Source organism: Mesorhizobium sp. P2_E6 (genome assembly GCF_056403835.1).
Map to the genome: position 1 here is coordinate 28,893 of NZ_JBFUEQ010000015.1, position 16,399 is coordinate 45,291.

The 16,399-nt window shown below is 62.5% G+C and carries 19 protein-coding genes and 1 pseudogene; 12 read left to right on the plus strand and 8 right to left on the minus strand.

The features are described 5' to 3' along the window. Window positions 1–126 precede the first annotated feature (126 nt). The 4 genes from AC1D08_RS29180 (at window position 127) to AC1D08_RS29195 (ending at window position 3,440) form a co-directional block, all read left to right on the plus strand. Entirely contained in the window at window positions 127–618 is a 492-nt protein-coding gene (locus AC1D08_RS29180; RefSeq protein ID WP_457153716.1) for a pyridoxamine 5'-phosphate oxidase family protein, read from the plus strand. A gap of 3 nt (window positions 619–621) precedes the next feature. Further along, entirely contained in the window at window positions 622–1,452 is an 831-nt protein-coding gene (locus AC1D08_RS29185; protein ID WP_457153714.1) for a DUF2066 domain-containing protein, read from the plus strand. A 110-nt stretch (window positions 1,453–1,562) separates the two neighbouring features. Next, entirely contained in the window at window positions 1,563–2,594 is a 1,032-nt protein-coding gene (gene hemB, locus AC1D08_RS29190; protein ID WP_095085711.1) for a porphobilinogen synthase, read from the plus strand. A gap of 198 nt (window positions 2,595–2,792) precedes the next feature. Next, on the plus strand, window positions 2,793–3,440 hold the full coding sequence (locus AC1D08_RS29195) for a dihydrofolate reductase family protein (RefSeq protein ID WP_457153713.1): 648 nt from the start codon (window positions 2,793–2,795) through the stop codon (window positions 3,438–3,440). Between the two features lie 98 nt (window positions 3,441–3,538). Here AC1D08_RS29195 and ppk2 read toward each other — a convergent pair whose 3' ends face one another. Beyond that, window positions 3,539–4,459, minus strand: coding sequence for a polyphosphate kinase 2 (ppk2, locus tag AC1D08_RS29200; protein ID WP_477424696.1), 921 nt, complete (start codon window positions 4,457–4,459; stop codon window positions 3,539–3,541). A 270-nt stretch (window positions 4,460–4,729) separates the two neighbouring features. Between ppk2 and AC1D08_RS29205 the strand changes: the two genes are divergently transcribed. After that, entirely contained in the window at window positions 4,730–5,773 is a 1,044-nt protein-coding gene (locus AC1D08_RS29205) for an aldo/keto reductase (RefSeq protein ID WP_457155236.1), read from the plus strand. A gap of 50 nt (window positions 5,774–5,823) precedes the next feature. On the opposite strand, the pseudogene AC1D08_RS29210 reads toward AC1D08_RS29205, so the two are convergent. Beyond that, window positions 5,824–6,292, minus strand: a pseudogene (locus AC1D08_RS29210) (hypothetical protein); the annotation flags it as partial. Between the two features lie 195 nt (window positions 6,293–6,487). Here AC1D08_RS29210 and AC1D08_RS29215 point away from each other — a divergent pair. Next, a complete protein-coding gene (locus tag AC1D08_RS29215; RefSeq protein ID WP_095085720.1) occupies window positions 6,488–6,640 on the plus strand; it encodes a hypothetical protein in 153 nt (50 codons plus the stop codon). Window positions 6,641–6,694: 54 nt separating this feature from the next. On the opposite strand, the gene AC1D08_RS29220 is transcribed toward AC1D08_RS29215, so the two are convergent. Then, the gene (locus AC1D08_RS29220; protein ID WP_027028494.1) at window positions 6,695–6,955 is read right to left on the minus strand and encodes a DUF982 domain-containing protein; all 261 of its coding nucleotides are present in this window, start codon (window positions 6,953–6,955) and stop codon (window positions 6,695–6,697) included. 92 nt (window positions 6,956–7,047) lie between these two features. Beyond that, complete coding sequence (locus AC1D08_RS29225; protein WP_457154527.1) at window positions 7,048–7,713, minus strand: GntR family transcriptional regulator; 666 nt, start codon at window positions 7,711–7,713, stop codon at window positions 7,048–7,050. 184 nt (window positions 7,714–7,897) lie between these two features. Between AC1D08_RS29225 and AC1D08_RS29230 the strand changes: the two genes are divergently transcribed. Then, on the plus strand, window positions 7,898–9,154 hold the full coding sequence (locus AC1D08_RS29230; protein ID WP_457154528.1) for a multidrug efflux MFS transporter: 1,257 nt from the start codon (window positions 7,898–7,900) through the stop codon (window positions 9,152–9,154). 42 nt (window positions 9,155–9,196) lie between these two features. Next, entirely contained in the window at window positions 9,197–9,571 is a 375-nt protein-coding gene (locus AC1D08_RS29235) for a DUF423 domain-containing protein (protein ID WP_457154529.1), read from the plus strand. A gap of 120 nt (window positions 9,572–9,691) precedes the next feature. On the opposite strand, the gene AC1D08_RS29240 is transcribed toward AC1D08_RS29235, so the two are convergent. Continuing rightward, complete coding sequence (locus AC1D08_RS29240) at window positions 9,692–9,841, minus strand: hypothetical protein (protein WP_457154530.1); 150 nt, start codon at window positions 9,839–9,841, stop codon at window positions 9,692–9,694. 60 nt (window positions 9,842–9,901) lie between these two features. Then, window positions 9,902–10,045, minus strand: coding sequence for a hypothetical protein (locus AC1D08_RS29245; protein WP_477424698.1), 144 nt, complete (start codon window positions 10,043–10,045; stop codon window positions 9,902–9,904). Window positions 10,046–10,200: 155 nt separating this feature from the next. On the opposite strand from AC1D08_RS29245, the gene AC1D08_RS29250 reads away from it, so the two are divergent. After that, window positions 10,201–11,280 carry a LacI family DNA-binding transcriptional regulator gene (locus AC1D08_RS29250; protein ID WP_457153872.1) on the plus strand — a complete coding sequence of 360 codons (1,080 nt, stop codon included), beginning with the start codon at window positions 10,201–10,203 and terminating at the stop codon, window positions 11,278–11,280. A gap of 4 nt (window positions 11,281–11,284) precedes the next feature. Here AC1D08_RS29250 and AC1D08_RS29255 read toward each other — a convergent pair whose 3' ends face one another. Further along, complete coding sequence (locus AC1D08_RS29255) at window positions 11,285–12,487, minus strand: OpgC family protein (protein WP_457153871.1); 1,203 nt, start codon at window positions 12,485–12,487, stop codon at window positions 11,285–11,287. 202 nt (window positions 12,488–12,689) lie between these two features. On the opposite strand from AC1D08_RS29255, the gene AC1D08_RS29260 reads away from it, so the two are divergent. Then, window positions 12,690–13,352 (plus strand): alpha/beta hydrolase, encoded by a 663-nt coding sequence (locus AC1D08_RS29260; protein WP_457153870.1) that lies wholly within the window; start codon window positions 12,690–12,692, stop codon window positions 13,350–13,352. Window positions 13,353–13,398: 46 nt separating this feature from the next. Here the strand turns inward: AC1D08_RS29260 and sthA are convergent, their stop codons facing one another. Beyond that, window positions 13,399–14,787, minus strand: a complete 1,389-nt coding sequence (gene sthA / locus AC1D08_RS29265) for a Si-specific NAD(P)(+) transhydrogenase (RefSeq protein ID WP_457153869.1) — start codon at window positions 14,785–14,787, stop codon at window positions 13,399–13,401. 210 nt (window positions 14,788–14,997) lie between these two features. Here sthA and AC1D08_RS29270 point away from each other — a divergent pair, with 210 nt between their 5' ends. Together AC1D08_RS29270 and AC1D08_RS29275 are read left to right on the plus strand one after the other, a co-directional pair. Further along, window positions 14,998–15,468, plus strand: coding sequence for an RDD family protein (locus tag AC1D08_RS29270; protein ID WP_457153868.1), 471 nt, complete (start codon window positions 14,998–15,000; stop codon window positions 15,466–15,468). Between the two features lie 140 nt (window positions 15,469–15,608). After that, a complete protein-coding gene (locus tag AC1D08_RS29275) occupies window positions 15,609–16,373 on the plus strand; it encodes an arginyltransferase (protein WP_477424700.1) in 765 nt (254 codons plus the stop codon). Window positions 16,374–16,399 lie beyond the last annotated feature (26 nt).

Genomic DNA, 16,399 nt, shown 5'->3' on the forward strand with positions numbered 1-16,399 from the left:
GTCAATGCCAAGCCCGGTCGATGTCGGGTCAGTTTGCATTTCAAGAGAGGCAAGGCGCCATCCTTTGCGTCGCGGCCGAATGGGTGCAACCATCCGTCTGTGAGCCTATTGGGAGATTATTTGGCGATGCCGCGAGAGTTCGACCCGGACGATGTTCTCAGTCGCCCGCTAATGGCGAATTTGGCGACCGTCAGCGCGGACGGCGCGCCGCGCAACGCGCCAGTGTGGTTCATCTGGGAGGACGGTGCGATCTGGCTTCTCGGGTCATCGGATGGAAGCGCGGTAAAGCATCTTGAAAGAGACCCGCGCTGCGCGGTGGAAATTGTTCACTTCGACAACAATGGCGGCATCTTGCTGCACCTCGGACTGCGCGGCACCGCAACCATCGAACCGATGTCGCCAGACCGCTTCAAACGGCTCCTTCACAAATATCTCGGCCCCGAAGCAAGCTGGAACGAGTGGTTCATCGACAACGTGGCCCAGATCGAACATCCAGACGGGCGCATGATCAGGCTTGCCCCTGCCAGCATTTTCACCAACAACGTATCGTTCTTCAGAACCGGCCCTGACCTTGCATGGCCGCCATATATCGACGACGGGTCTAGAAGCGAACGGTGAGCCATGCCGCAGTTTTTGCGCCTCGCACTTGTTCTGGGTGGCCTGCTGACCTTCTGGGCCATCAATGGCCTGGCCAGGGCGGCCGATCTCGAGGATCTCTATCAGTCGCAGACCATCGTCAACGGTAAGTATGAAAAGCATCGCGAGGTCGGCTTCAAGTTCTGCCTCGACGCGGTCCTGGTCCGGGTTTCCGGCGATCAGCGCCTGCCGGCGAAACCGGAGATGACGGCACTGCGCGACAAGGCCGGCAGCTTCGTCGCCAGCTTCCGCTACCGCGACCGAATGGAAGGCATTCCCAACCATGATGATCAAGGCACGTACGACCGGCCTCACAATCTCTATTGCCAGTACAGGCCGGCGGTGATCGATCCGGTGCTGGCCTCGCTCGGCAGCAGGCCGTGGCTGACCGAGCGGCCACGGCTGGCGGTGTTTTTGGCGGCCGAGCGCGACATCAGGCATTTCGCGCTCGATGCCGATGACGAGCGCGGCGTGCTGATGCGCGAATCGTTCAGCAATGCCGCAGCGCCGCTCGCCATGCGGGTGACTTTCCTCACCGCAGCGCTGCTGTCGCAGGCTGGGCTGGACGACAGGACACTGCGCGACGCGGACATGGCAATGCTGGACATGGTTGCGAAAAAGGCCGGCGCCGATCAGGCACTCTCCGGCAGCATCGTGTGGAGCGACAAGGAGTTCGGCTGGATTGCCGACTGGCGGCTGGCCATGGCCGGCAAGACCTACACCTGGCAGGTGCGCGGCGTTTCCTTCGACGAGGCTTTCCGCGTCGCCATGAGGGGCGCGGCGCAGATCCTGTCGGGCAATGGGCAACCGGAATAGACCTCGACCTGATCGCTGGCACAAACGTGTTGCATTGGTCAGCGGCAAGGGCTCGTGGTAAAAGCCGCCGAACGAGAGTTTTGGCGATGAACAAATTCACCCCGACGGCGATGAACAAATTCACACCGGCAAAGCCAGCCGGCACGCGCAGCGTCGATGACATCACCGGCAGCCGCCGCTTGCGCCGCATGCGCAAGGCCGACTGGTCGCGCCGCCTCGTGCAGGAGAACCGGCTTACGGTCGACGACCTGATCTGGCCGATCTTCGTCGTCGACGGCAGACAAGTGCGCGAGCCGATCGCCGCCATGCCGGGCGTCTTCCGCCTGTCGATCGATCTCGCCGTCAAGGAGGCCGAACGCGCGGCAAAGCTCGGCATTCCCGCACTCGCCACCTTCCCCAATGTCGATATCTCCCTGCGCGACCAGACCGGTTCGCACATTCTCGACCCCGACAACGTCATCAACCGCGCCACCCGGGCGATAAAGGACGCGGTGCCGGAGATCGGCATCATCACCGATGCCGCGCTCGATCCGTTCACCAGCCATGGCCATGACGGCATCCTGCGCGACGGCATCATCGTCAATGACGAGACGGTGGAACAGCTGACCGCCGCGGCCGTGATCCAGGCGGCAGCCGGCGCCGACATCATCGCGCCGTCCGACATGATGGACGGCCGCATCGGCGCCATCCGCGACGCACTCGACGCCAACGGTTTCCAGGACGTGGCGATCATGTCCTATGCGACCAAGTTCGCCTCGGCCTTCTATGGTCCCTATCGTGAGGCGGTCGGCACCGCCGGCCTGCTCAAGGGCGACAAGAAGACCTATTATATCGACCACGCCAATTCCGACGAGGCGGTGCGCGAGGCCGAACAGGACATCGCCGAGGGCGCCGACATGCTGATGGTCAAGCCCGGCCTGCCCTATCTCGACATCATCCGGCGGCTGAAGGATGAATTCCAGATGCCGACCTTCGCCTACCAGGTGTCAGGCGAATATTCGATGATCAAGGCCGCCGGCGCCAATGGCTGGATCGATGGCGAGAAGGCGATGCTGGAATCCCTGCTGGCCTTCAAGCGCGCCGGCTGCGACGGCATTTTGACCTATTTCGCGCCCGAAGTGGCAACGATGCTGAAGGGATAGTTTTCTCTTCCCACCGATGGCCGGTCGCGGCAATGCCCGGCGGCCTCTCGATATCAATGACAATTTCCAGTGTCCGGTCGGGAGCCCCAGCGAAGGTCGTTGGACCAATCGCCGGGGTTTGCTGCATCCATATAAACTGCTTGCATTTCGCAATCAGTTTGCTACTCCTTTGCGCAACTGGTTATGGAGGAGGCTTTCATGTCCAAACTTCGCGTCAATGCTTTCACACTGTCGCTCGACGGCTACGGAGCCGGTCCCGATCAGACTCTGCAAAATCCCCTCGGCGTCGGTGGCGAAGATCTGCATAAATGGTTTGTCGACACCCGCACCTTCCGCAAGATGGTGCTCGGACAGGAGGGCGGCACCACCGACACCAACGAGGCGTTCGCGGCGCGCAGCTTCGAGAATGTCGGCGCCTGGATCCTCGGCCGCAATATGTTCGGGCCGATCCGCGGCGAATGGCCTGACGACAGCTGGAAAGGCTGGTGGGGCGACAACCCACCTTACCATGTGCCGGTCTTCGTGCTGACCCACCACGAGCGGGCGCCGATCACGATGGAGGGCGGTACTACTTTCCACTTCATCACCGACGGCATCCATTCGGCGCTTGAACAGGCGAAGGCGGCGGCGAATGGCAAGGACGTGCGGGTCGGCGGTGGCGTCGCGACCATCCGGCAATATCTGCAGGAGAAACTGATCGACGAGATGCATCTGGCGATCTCGCCGCTGCTGCTCGGTGCGGGCGAGAATCTCTTTACCGGCCTGGACATGCCCAAGCTTGGCTATCAGTGCAGCGAGCAGGTGGCGACGGCGCTCGCCACGCATGTGGTGATCAAACGGGCTTAGGTTTCAGACGCGTAGCCTACGCCGCGATCCTTCCCGTGCCCCTCTGTCCTGCCGGACATCTCCCCCACGAGAGGGGGGGATTTAGCAACCCCAGACAGTCAATACTTCTCAGGCACGTAGAGTTCGCGCGGCAGCGTCTGGCGCTCGTATTCGGGATTGAAGACGCGCTCGGGCAGCGTGATCTCCTCGTGCGGCACCTCTTCATACGGCAACTGCTTGAGCAGATGGTCGATGCAGTTCAGCCGCGCCCGCTTCTTGTCGTTGCCCTCGACGATGAACCAGGGCGCCTCGGGAATGTTGGTGCGGGCGAAGGTCTCTTCCTTGGCCTTGGTGTACTGTTCCCAGCGAACGCGCGACTGCAGGTCCATCGGCGACAGCTTCCACTGCTTCATCGGATCATGGATGCGCATCAGGAAGCGCATCTGCTGCTCCTCGTCGGTGATCGAGAACCAGTATTTGACCACGGTGACGCCCGAGCGGACCAGCATGCGCTCGAACTCCGGCACGTCGCGGAAGAATTCTTCGACCTGATCGGGCTCGGCAAAACCCATCACCCGTTCAACGCCGGAGCGGTTGTACCAGGAGCGGTCGAACAGCACGATCTCGCCGCCGGCCGGAAGATGTGGCACATAGCGCTGGAAATACCATTGCGACTTCTCGCGCTCGGTCGGCGCCGGAAGGGCGACGACGCGGCAGATGCGCGGATTGAGACGCTGGGTGATGCGTTTGATGACGCCTCCCTTGCCGGCGGAGTCGCGGCCCTCGAAGATCACCACCAGCTTCTTCTTGTGATAGGCGACCCAGGACTGCAGTTTGATCAGTTCGGACTGCAAGGTGATCAGGTCGCGAAAATACTGCATGCGATCGATCGATGGCGGATGCGAGTTCTTGTAGATCTTGGCGATCTCCATCGACAGCGCCGGCTCCGACATTTCGAGCTCATAGTCCTCGTCGAGCGAGTCGGCGAGCTCGGCCTCAAGCCAGTCCCTGGCAGGAGAATTCTGTTTTAGCTCGGTCATATCAGCTGCTCCGCTTGCAAGCCCTGTCGATCCACGTCCGCCGCCCCGACCCCTGGCCTGCGTCCCGGAGTGGCAACACCTGAGCCGACTTCAATATAGGCCGGCAATGACGGTTTTATTGCAGCCTGGAGCGAGACAGCCGCCACTGCAAATTCCGCGAGGCATGATCGATCCATCGTCGTGGCATGGCGACAAGCGGCTTGAATTGTCCTACAAATGTGCGAGGCCCGTCCGGGCACTGCCTTTCAACAACAAATCGCGAGGACTGACATGGAATACCGCACCCTCGGCCGTTCCGGCTTGAAAGTTTCGACCCTGACCATGGGCACCATGACCTTCGGCGGTGCTGGCGCATTTTCGGCTGTCGGAAAGACCGACCTCGATGAGGCGCGCCGGATGATCGATCTTTGCATCGATGCCGGCATCAATGTCATCGACACCGCCAATGTCTATTCGAACGGCGTCTCTGAAGAGATCATCGGCGAGGCGCTCGGCGGCAAGCGCAAGGGCGACGTGCTGATCGCCTCCAAGGCGCGGATGCGGATCGGCAATGGCCCCAACGATGAAGGCCTGTCGCGCTATCACCTGATCCGCGAATGCGAGAAGAGCCTGAAGCGGTTGAAGACCGATGTCATCGACATCTACTTCCTGCACGAATGGGACGGTACGACACCGCTCGAGGAAACCATCGCCGCGCTGGATACGCTGGTTGCCCAGGGCAAGGTCCGCTACGTCGGCTGCTCCAACTATTCCGGTTGGCAGGTGATGAAGGCGCTCGGCATCAGCGACAGCCATCACCAGCCGCGCTTCGTCACCCAGCAGATCCACTACACGCTGGAAGCGCGCGAGGCGGAATATGAATTGCTGCCGATTTCGGTCGACCAGGGGCTGGGTGTGCTGGTCTGGAGCCCGCTTGCCGGCGGATTGCTGTCCGGCAAATACCGCCGCGACAGCCCGACCGCCCGCCAGCTCGCCGGCTGGTCGGAACCGCCGATCCGCGACGAGGACCGCCTCTGGCGGATCGTCGATGTCCTTGTCGAGATCGGCACGCAGCGCGGCGTGTCGGCGGCGCAGGTGGCGCTGGCCTGGCTGCTCGGCCGGCCGGCGGTCAGTTCGCTGGTGATCGGCGGCAGGACCGAAACGCAGTTCCGCGACAACATCGCCGCGGCAAGCCTGGTGCTGACCGGCGAAGAGCGTGACCGCCTAGACACGGTCAGCCGGCCACCCTTGCTCTATCCCTACTGGCACCAGCAACTGACGGCAAAGGACCGTTTTGGTCCCGCCGATCTGGTGATTGACCGCAGCGGCGTGTGACCACGGGAGGTTTGCGGCGGGGCTCGGCGGACGAAGCCCGCACTTAACCCGATATAGCGCCAGACCTCGGCATCAGGCTCGATCTGGCCGCTGAGGACAAAGTATTTGTAGAGCACGAGCAGGGAGATCGCCTGCTCGGCCTTCTCGTTTGCGAATGTGCGGCAATAGGCATTCGCCGCGGCAATGATGCGTTCGGCTGCAGCCGGGTGCTGCTCGAAATAGCGCACTTTTTCGGCAAGGTCGGCGGTCGAAGTACCGGGCAATCTCCTTGAGGTCGTAGTACTAGATACTCGGTATCAGCGGCAGATTGTCGATATGCACCGCAGCCGGGCTGGGCGAAAATGCGTCCTGCAGCTTGTTGTAGCAATTCAGCCGCCGGCGAACCGAACCGTCAGCAAGCCGGGCTTTTTCGAGGCGACCCACAAGCCGCCGGCGGAAAAGCGCCTGCGGCGCGATATCGCGCACGACGTTTCGCGCATAATAAAAAACCCTTGCCGTCGTTCGTTGTATGGTGGCCATGGTTTCACTTGATCAAAACGAACGCGCGGTCGCGATACGTTGGCGCCCCGGCCCCCTACACCATGGTCCCGTGCATCTTGCAAGCCCGGGCCATCATCGACGCGAACGGCTGGGCACGATCGCTTCAGCTGTTGTGTTTGACGGCTAATGCTCCTAGGCAGGGTCAGAGCCGCAAGGCAGTGAAAAGGAGCCGATATGGCGCGACCACCAAACTACGATCAGGAACGCAAGGAACGCGACCGCCAGAAGGCGGCCAAGAAGGCTGAAAAGCTGGCGGCCAAGGTTGCCGCACGCGAGCGTTCGAAGCCCGAAGACGAGACTGAAACCGAAACCGAAACGGCAAAGTGACGGCAAAAGGCCCGCGCATGCGGGCCGTGCCTCATTCCAGATTGTCGCCTTGGATCAAGCCGGCGCCTTGTCGCTGACGAAGACGTCCACTTCGCGCGCCGCCGCAATGAAGGCGCGCCTGGCGTTCATCGCCGGCTTGTCGCCGGCCAGCGCATCGTGACAGGCCTGCAGGGCCGCGCGATGCTTGGGGCTGCGTTTTCCGGGCCAGCTGTTGAGCAGGTAATCGGAAGCCTCACGGGCCGTACGCAAGAGCTGAGTGCTCCCCGCCGTGACTGACTTGACGGTCACGGGTGTTTCAAATCGGTTGTTTTCCATCGCCGCTCTTACGCCATCGGTGTCCGCGAAGCGAGGCCGAAAGTGCACGGCGCGCCTGGACGTCGCCTTTTGCGCGGCGCGTACCGCATGCCTTAGGCGGCGATGACGGCAAAACCCCTGGCGCGAAGACCGCGCCGGTCGTTGGCGAGCGACGTCACCAGGCGGTCGCGGCTGCCGACGATGTGGGCCGAAAGCAGGCGCGCGGCTTCATCGGCGTCGCCGAGGCGTGCCGCCGCCAGAATGGCGCGATGTTCCGCCCAGGCGCGAGCAAGGGCGGCCTCGTCGCGAACCTCCAGCCAGCGGGCCCGCGACAGGCGTGTCATGGCATCGCGGACCGCCCGGAACAGGAATTCGTTGCCAGACAAGCGCGCCAACTCGATGTGAAAATCCATACCGATACGATGCCATTCCTCACGCGGCGTGTCGGTGTCGCAGGAGTCGAGCATCGCCTCGATGACATCGACCGCGCTGCGGTCCGCCAGGGCACATGTCAGGCGAAGGGCTGCAACCTCCACCGCCTCCCGGTAGACGGCAATCTGCTCGAGTTCGGCCAGGTTGATGGGCGACACCGTCCAGCCACGGCCGTCCCTGCCGACCAGGCCCTCGGTCTCGAGCCGCAGCAGCGCGGCCCTGACCGGGGTTCGCGAGGCGCCGAAGCGACTTTCGATCCAGCGCTCGGTCAGTTTCTCGCCGGGACCGATCTCGAGGCCCAGGATCATCTGCCGAAGCTGTTTTTCGACGCTATGCATCTGCGACATTGTCGTTCCCGTTTTCTGACCGTTGGCTGGCTATCGGTTTGCTGGCCACGTTTTCCCAATCACGTTTGAGAGGGTCGCATTGACAGCACCCACGCTTGCGTCCATGACGGATACCATCTTGGTATCCCAAAATGGTATCCGCAGCAACCACCAACACGGCATTTGCTCGGACAGGACGCATGACATGCAGAACACGCCCCCGACGACCGACAGCACCTACAACATCCACTGGCGGCGCAATCTGTTCGTTTGCTTTGCCGGTTCGTTCTCGACGCTTGTCGCCATGACGCTGCTTTTGCCGTTCCTGCCGCTCTATATCGAGCAGCTCGGCGCTGAAGGCCACGCGGCGATCGTGCAATGGTCGGGGATCGCCTATGGCGCGACCTTTTTTGCGGCGGCACTTGTGGCGCCGCTGTGGGGACGTCTCGGCGACCGCTACGGCCGCAAGGTGATGCTGGTTCGCGCCAGCTTTGGCATGGCCATATGCATGTCGCTGACCGGCATGGTCCAGACCGTCTGGCAGTTGGTGCTGCTGCGGCTGCTGATCGGCTTTGCCGGCGGCTATTCCTCGGGATCGACCATCCTGGTTGCCATGCAGACGCCCAAGGAGCGTTCGGGCTGGGCATTGGGCCTGCTGTCGGCGGGTATCACCGGTGGGGCACTGGTCGGCCCGCTGGTTGGTGGCGCCCTGCCGCCGCTGATCGGCATCCGCGCCACGTTCCTGCTGTCCGGCGGCGTCATCTTCCTGGCATTCCTGGCGACCACGTTTCTGATCAAGGAGAACCCCCGGCCGAAAGCGACGGACGCCGCATCGAAGGGCAAGCCGAAAGGCGGCTGGGCACAAATCCCCGACAAACGGCCTGTCATCGCCATGCTGGCGACCGGCATGCTGTTGAGTTTCGCCACCATGTCGATCGAGCCGATCATCACCGTCTATGTGCAGCAATTGATCGAAGACCAGAGCCGCGTCACGCTGATCTCCGGCGTCGTCATGTCGGCGGCGGCGCTTGGCGCCATCCTGTCGGCTTCACGCCTGGGGAAACTCGCCGACCGCATTGGCCATTGGAACGTCATCATCGGCGCGCTTGCCGTCTCGGCGCTGTTGCTGATTCCTCAGGCCTTCGTCACGCAGAGCTGGCAACTCATCGGCCTGCGCTTCCTGATGGGCCTGGCGCTGGGCGGGCTCCTGCCCTGCATCACCAGTGTCATCCGCCACAATGTTCCCGATGGCGTCGGCGGCAATGTGCTAGGGCTTTCGATCTCCGCTCAATATGTCGGACAGGTCGCCGGCCCCTTGCTTGGCGGATTTGCCGGCGGCCATTTCGGCATGCGCTCGGTGTTTCTGGGCACATCCATCTTGATGGCCGGCGGCGCGGTCTATAACTGGCTGGCGCAATCGCGCCGTGAGCAGGACATGCTCGCCAATGCCGGCAAGCCCTGACCAAATTGGGTCGCTTGCCTTGAACGTCACGGAGCCCGAGACATGAGCACGGCCGAGCAATCTTCCGTCAACAGCGGCCAGATCCTCGTCCTGGCCGGCGGCCTCTGTGGCGCCGCCGGCGTGGCGCTGTCGGCCGCGGCGGCGCATCTGGGCGGTGCCTTTGTCGGCACTGCCGCATCCTTCCTGCTCATGCACGCGCCGGTCTTCCTCGCGACCGGACTGCTTGGCGCGAACCGGACGCTGCGCATCGGCAGCCTGATCCTGCTGGTTGGGCTGCTGTTGTTCTGCGGCGACCTGCTGGCCCGCGATTTCCTCGGTTCGCGGCTGTTCCCGCTGTCGGCGCCGATCGGCGGCACCTTGCTCATCGCCGGCTGGCTGGTGATCGCCGGCTCGGCGCTGGTGCGCACACGTTCCTGACCAGGCTGGACCAGCAGCCTTTATCGATGTCTCTGGGGGGCGATGTCTCCGGGCGCACTGCCCGGGACGGTCCTATTCGCGAAACCGACGCGATCCTGTCACACCGCGTTTGTCGAACGATCAATCCTGCCGTCGCTCGGGCTTATCGAGCACTTCGCGACCGTGCCGCCGCAGCTTCGCCAGTAGACGCCTCTCCGGCCGTTTGGACGCCGGCGCGATGCCCCAGTAGTTGCGGTAGATGTCTTCGAACAGATAGCTCACGGGATGCATGATGCACTCCTTTCAAGATTTGAATCGATCCAATCGGTGCGCACAAAAAAGCTATCCCGATCAGCTCCGTCTGCGCTCGGCGAAGAACCGCAGTTCGCGAACCCATGGGCTGTCACTCTCGTGGCGCCTCAGTTTCGTGGCGGTCGAACCGATGCTCCAGTCGTTGCGGTAGATGTCTTGGAAGAGATAGTTGACGGGATGCATGACACATCTCCCTTGCTGATATTGAATCGATCCAATAATATGGACCTTTGTCCCCTTGGATCGATTCAAAGATACACCTCGCCGGGTCGTTGTTCAAGGCAGAATTTGAACCGATCCAACGAAAGTGTTAGATGGGATGAATTCAGGAGACGAAGATGGCCCCATTGAGCTCTGGAAAGACAAGACCGGTCCGGCTGGCAGACATTGCCAAAGCGGCCGGCGTGTCGCACGGCACCGCGTCCAACGTGTTCGCCCGCCCGGAGATCGTGCGCGAGGAGGTCCGCGAACGGGTCAAGGCGGCAGCCGAGGCAATGGGATATGGCGGACCCGACCCCAAGGGTCGGCTGCTGCGCGCCGGCAAGGTCAATGCCATCGGTGTCGCGACCGCGGAACCGTTGTCCTATTTCTTCAAAGACCCTTTCGCCCGGGTGATGATGGCCAGCATCTCGCAGGCTTGCGACGCGACTGGTGCGGGGATCTCGCTGGTCTCCGCCGCCAACAACGAACAGCTCGCCTGGAACATCCAGAGCGCGCTGGTCGATGGCTTCATCGTCTTCTGTATCGAAGGCGGCTCAAGGCTGGTCGAACTGGCGCGCGAACGCAAACTCCCGTTTGTCGCACTCGATCTTGATTCGGACGACGACGGGGCGGTCGCGGCGATCGGTGTCGACAACATCGTCGGTGCCGGTCTCGCGGCGCGCCATCTGACCGAGCTCGGGCATCGTCGCTTTGCCGTGCTTGCCCTGCCCTGTGCCGACGCCGGCTTCGGCCCAACCACGCAGGCGCAGGTGGAGAAGGCCCTCTACTACGGGACGCGTGACCGCCTGCGCGGCTACTTCGCCGAACTCTCCCGCGTCGACATCGACGTCTCGAAGGTGCCGATCTACGAAACCGTCAATGACGAGGAGAGCGTCTGGGCGGGCCTCGATCATATCTTCGCCGGCGCCGAGACACCGACCGCCATCCTGGCAATGTCGGACAGGATCGCCTTGCATGCGCTGGACTGGCTGCGCCAGCACGACATCACTGTCCCGGGCGACGTTTCGATCGTCGGCTTCGACGGTGTCCCGGAAGGAGCGGTCTCCAAGCCGCCGCTGACCACAATCGTCCAGCCGATCGCCGAGATGGGCCGCCTTGCCGTCAAGGCGATCCTCGAAAACGACGGCACGTTCAGTCGGCAATCGCTGCCGGTCGACCTCGTGGTGCGGGCCTCATCCGGCCCCTCGCCCGCCTGACGCCTCAACGCCCCATTCTTGTTGCCATCGACGACATGACGAAGGACGCCTGGACCGGCAGTGCGGCGTTTTGAGCCGGTCTGCTTTTCCCGGGCCTGCCAAGGCTCGAAAGCCATTCGAGATAGTAGGCAAGCGCAAACTGCATGGCGATGCCGGCGGCAATCAACAGGCTGTCATAGGCCAGCCCGCCCGGGTTGATCAGCTTCAGCACCTGCGCCGTCAGGGCGAGCACCGTGCCGGCAATGAAAACCGGCAATGATCGTTTGCCCAATATGGCAAGCGGATGATCGCGCCCAGTGCGGAGCAGGTTCGAGACGGCGGGGAATGCCACGATCAGATAGCTCACCGCCAGGATATGCAGCAGCCTCGGCAGCGCCAGGAACGTCTTGTCGAAGCCGGTCAGCACCGGAGGCAGGCCCAACCAGGAGATCTGCCCCCATAGCGGACTGTGCACCCAGACCAGCGCCGTGGCGGTGTAGGCCAAAGCCGCGCCAACCAGCCAGCGATTGACCGGGATGGTGCCACCGCGACGCACATGCAGCGTGCCCGCAAGGCCGATGTTGAACAGGAACTGCCACGACAGCGGGTTGAGAAACCAGAAGCCGGGCTCGGGATAGTTCGGCGGCGCGATCTGGTAGATCCCGGCGACCAGCCACAGCGCACCGGATGCGACAAGTGCCGGCAATGGCCGGTAGCTGACGAAGAGCAGGAAGACCGGCGCCAGCAGGAGCAGCACCGCATAGACCGGCAGGATGTTGTTGTAGCCGAGCTGGTGGCCGAGCGTCACGATGCCGACCAGCACTTGCGGCGTATTCTTGATCAACGGCTCGATATTGATCATCGTCAGCAGCTCAGGTCGGCGGGCGAACACCGCCGCCGCGCAGAAGATCGCCATCACCACCATGGTGGTGACGATGTGGGCGGCGTAGAGCACGCCAGCACGGCGCCACAGCTTCAACGTTGCCAGCAGCCGGTTTCCAGGCTGGAATTTCTTGCCATAGGCGAGCGCGACCGAGATTCCGGAAATCAGCACGAAGACCTCTGCCGCGTCTGAAAAGCCGAAATTCTTGTAGGTCAGATACTCGAAGGCGGTACCCGGCACGTGGTCGACAAAGATGGTCAGCAAGGCGAGAGCGCGCAGTACATCGATGCGCGTGTCACGCTCCGAGACGCGCGTATCGCGGTCCGGGGAAAGTTGGGTGGTCATCGACAAAAGGCCTCAAAGCTGGTTGTTCATGCCGGCAATGCGACCCCCGGCGCACCGCTTCGATTCCTCCCATAGGAATGATATCGGCGAAGAAACGGACAGTAATGCGCCCGGTTCAATCAACTTTCGCGGAGCTTGAAAATATTGCGTTTTGAAGCCGGCAAACTGACCGGAACCGTCATGAAATCAAAAGGATGAGGCCATGACCGAAGAGACCTCACAAGATGGTGCGTTACGGCGTGATCTCGCCTTCTGCTACCGCATTTACAGGCCTGCGGATTCAACTGGTCAATGCTTCTTCCTGCTGCATGGGTCGGGTGTCGATGAGACGACATTGGTGCCGCTGGCACGAGAGATCGCGCCGCACGCCACGCTGGTCGCCGTGCGCGGCCGCATTGTCCAGGAGGATGGTTTCCGCTGGTTCGCGCGCATCACGCCGACGCGCTTCGAACAGCACAGCATCCGCACCGAAACCAACGCTTTTGCAGGGGTCGTCACGGATGTGGCCACACGCCACAATCTCGATCTCTCCCGCACGATCTTTCTCGGCTATTCGAACGGCGCCAATCTGGTTTCGAGCCTGATGCTGCTGCATCCGGGCCTCGTCGAACGCGCCGCGCTGCTGCGGCCGATGCCGGTGCTCGACGACGTGCCGGCTACGGATCTGTCAAGCGTGCGGGTGCTGATCGTCGCCGGTGCTGCCGACCTTACCTATGCGCCCTTCGCGCCGGCTCTGGTGACATTGCTCAGCCAACATGGCGCCGACCTCGACGCGAGGATTGTTCCATCGGGTCATGAATTCGGCAGCGCCGACGCGGCAATCGTAAGGCAATGGCTGAAGGCGGTGACGGCAACGGCCGCCTAGCTGCTGGCTGCCGTTGCTGACCAGCATGCCGACGGCGCCGACCAGCCTACCCTCGCCCCATCCGGTTCCAGGCATCCAGCCCGGCGATCTTGTAAGCTTCGGCGAGCGTCGGATAGTTGAAGGTGTTGTTGACGAAGAAGTCGACGGTGCCGCCGAGATTGATCACCGCCTGGCCAATGTGGATGAGCTCTGTGGCGCCCTCGCCGATGATGTGCGCACCGAGCAGGCGGCGCGTTTCGATCGAGAACAACAGCTTCAGAAAGCCGGTATTGACCCCCATGATGTGGCCGCGCGAGGTCTCGCGAAAACGCGCCACGCCGACCTCATAGGCGGCCCCACTTTCACGCACCTGTTCCTCGGACTGGCCGACCGTCGAGATTTCCGGCACCGCATAGATGCCATAGGGAAAGGTTTCAGGCGGCGGCGGCAAGGGCACGCCGAAAGCATGACAGGCCGCCACCCTGCCCTGCTCCATCGAGGTCGAGGCCAGGCTCGGAAAGCCGATGACGTCGCCGGCGGCGTAGATGTTGGGCGCGCTGGTCTGGAAGGTCTGCGGATCGACCTTGATCCGCCCCCTTGAGTCGGCTTCGATGCCGACGATATCCAACCCCAGGCTGCCGACATTCCCGGTTCGGCCGGCGGCGTAGAGCACCACCTCGGAGCGAATGGTGCGGCCATCGGCCAGTTCGACCTCGGCGGCGTCCGGCTTGGACCGGATTTCCTTCACCGCGCTGCCCAGCCGGATCGTCATGCCGCGATCGCGCATCTGGTGGATGAAATCGTCGACGATCTCGCGATCGACGAAATCGAGGATGGAGTTGCGCGGCTCGACCAATGTCACCGGCACGTCTAGCGCGGAAAAGATCGTCGCATATTCGACCCCGATGACGCCGGCGCCGATCACGGTCAGTGTGCGCGGCAAACGGTCGAGCTCCAGCATCTCGTCGCTGTCGAAGATTCGGGTCCTGTCGAAAGGCACATCGCGCGGCCTGTGCGGCCTTGTGCCGACCGCGATCAGCGCATTGGCAAAACCAACCTCGCTGTAGTCTCCGGTGTCGGTGGTCAGGCTGACCTTGTTGGAGCCAAGAAACTTCACGTCGGCGCGGGCGCTCTTGACCGTGTTGCGCATGAACTGGTGCTGGAGCACCTCGACCTCGTGGTCGAGCGTCTTGTGCAGGCGCTCGACAAGATCGCCGACCGAAATATCCTGCTTGACCCGGTAGCCGCGCCCATAGAAGCCACGCTCGCGCCAACCCGAGAGGTTGAGCACGGTTTCGCGCAGCGTTTTCGATGGAATGGTGCCGGTATGCACCGAGACGCCACCAAGACGCCGGCCGCGGTCGACCACCAGCGCCGATTTGCCGAGCTTGGCCGACTGCACCGCAGCGCGCCGCCCCGAGGGACCGCTGCCGATGACCAGCATGTCGTAGTCCATAGTGCCCCGTCCCTCTGCCCCTGAGCGCTTTGTTGCGCCGCAGCAAGCTAATGCCATCCGCGCCGCAAATTCAACCGATTCGGATTGCGTCTTATGCAGCTCGCGGCTTGCGCGCCGCAAAAAGCTCGATCTTGATTCCGCCGCGGGCCTTCACCATTTCATTACCGAGCGGCTCGCACCCTATGTCGGGCCTTGTTACGAGGAAATGACATGAACGCGCGCGTTCTCGACGGCGAAATCATCCCGACCAGGCTCGACGATGTCAGGGCCTATGACGGCGTGCGCACGCGGCGCATCCTGGCCTTCGTGATCGACTATATCATCGTCGCGCTGCTCACCATTCCGTTCGCCATCCTGGTGTTCTTCCTCGGCCTTTTGACCCTCGGTCTTGGCTGGATGCTGTTTGGCGCCCTCGTGCCGGCCGTCGCCATTCTCTACATCTGGAACACGCTGGGCAGTGCCGACCAAGCCACTACGGGCATGAAGCTGATGGGCATCCGGCTCGACCGGCTCGATGGCAGGCCGATCGACGGTCTGACCGCCGTCGTCCATTCGGTGCTGTTCTGGGCCGGCAACGTCATCCTGTCGCCGCTGGTCCTTCTGGTGACCTTATTTGCCGATCGCAAGCGCACGCTGCATGACCTTTTGCTCGGCACCGTGGTCAGCCGCACCGACCGCTGAAACGGCCCCGTCAGGCGCAGTCACGGCCGATTGAGTGTAAATGTGAAGGCGTCTAGTCAACCACGCCCACACAATCCTGTTGAATTTTTCGCCATCCGCGCCAAAGGTAGAGCGATTCGAAGGAGTGTTTCCAAGGCTCGATGACGCAGCATCCGACCCAGTCGCCGCAGTTCTTCCTGACCGCGCCGTCGCCGTGCCCTTATCTCGACGGCCAGTTCGAGCGCAAGGTGTTCACGCATCTGGTCGGCGACAAGGCGGCGGAGATGAACGACCTGTTGACGCAAGGCGGCTTCCGGCGCTCGCAGAACATCGCCTACAGGCCGGCATGCGAGACCTGCCGCGCCTGCGTTTCGGTACGCATCCTCGCCCAGGAATTTAGCGCCAGCCGCAACATGAAGCGGGTGCTGCAGCACAATTCCGACCTCGTCGGTTACATGCACAATGCCGAGCCCTCGACCGAACAATATTCGCTATTTCGCAGCTACCTCGACGCCCGCCACCGGCGTGGCGGTATGTCCGACATGACGGTGCTCGACTACGCCATGATGGTCGAGGACACCCATGTCGACACCAAGGTGATCGAATACCGGCGGCGCGGGCCCGACACCTTCATCACCGGCAAGGGACAGGGCGAACTGATCGCGGTGGCGCTCACCGACAAGATGGCCGACGGCCTGTCGATGGTCTATTCCTACTTCAATCCCGATTTCGAGGATCGTTCGCTCGGCACGTTCATGATCCTCGATCATATCGCCCGCGCCAGGGCCATGGGCCTGCCCCATGTCTACCTCGGCTACTGGGTCAACGGCTCGCGCAAGATGAATTATAAGATGCGCTTCATGCCGCAGGAGCATCTCGGCCCGAAGGGCTGGGAGCGTTACACCAACGAAGCGGTTTCACGCTGAGTTTTTCCACGATCCACTCATAACTG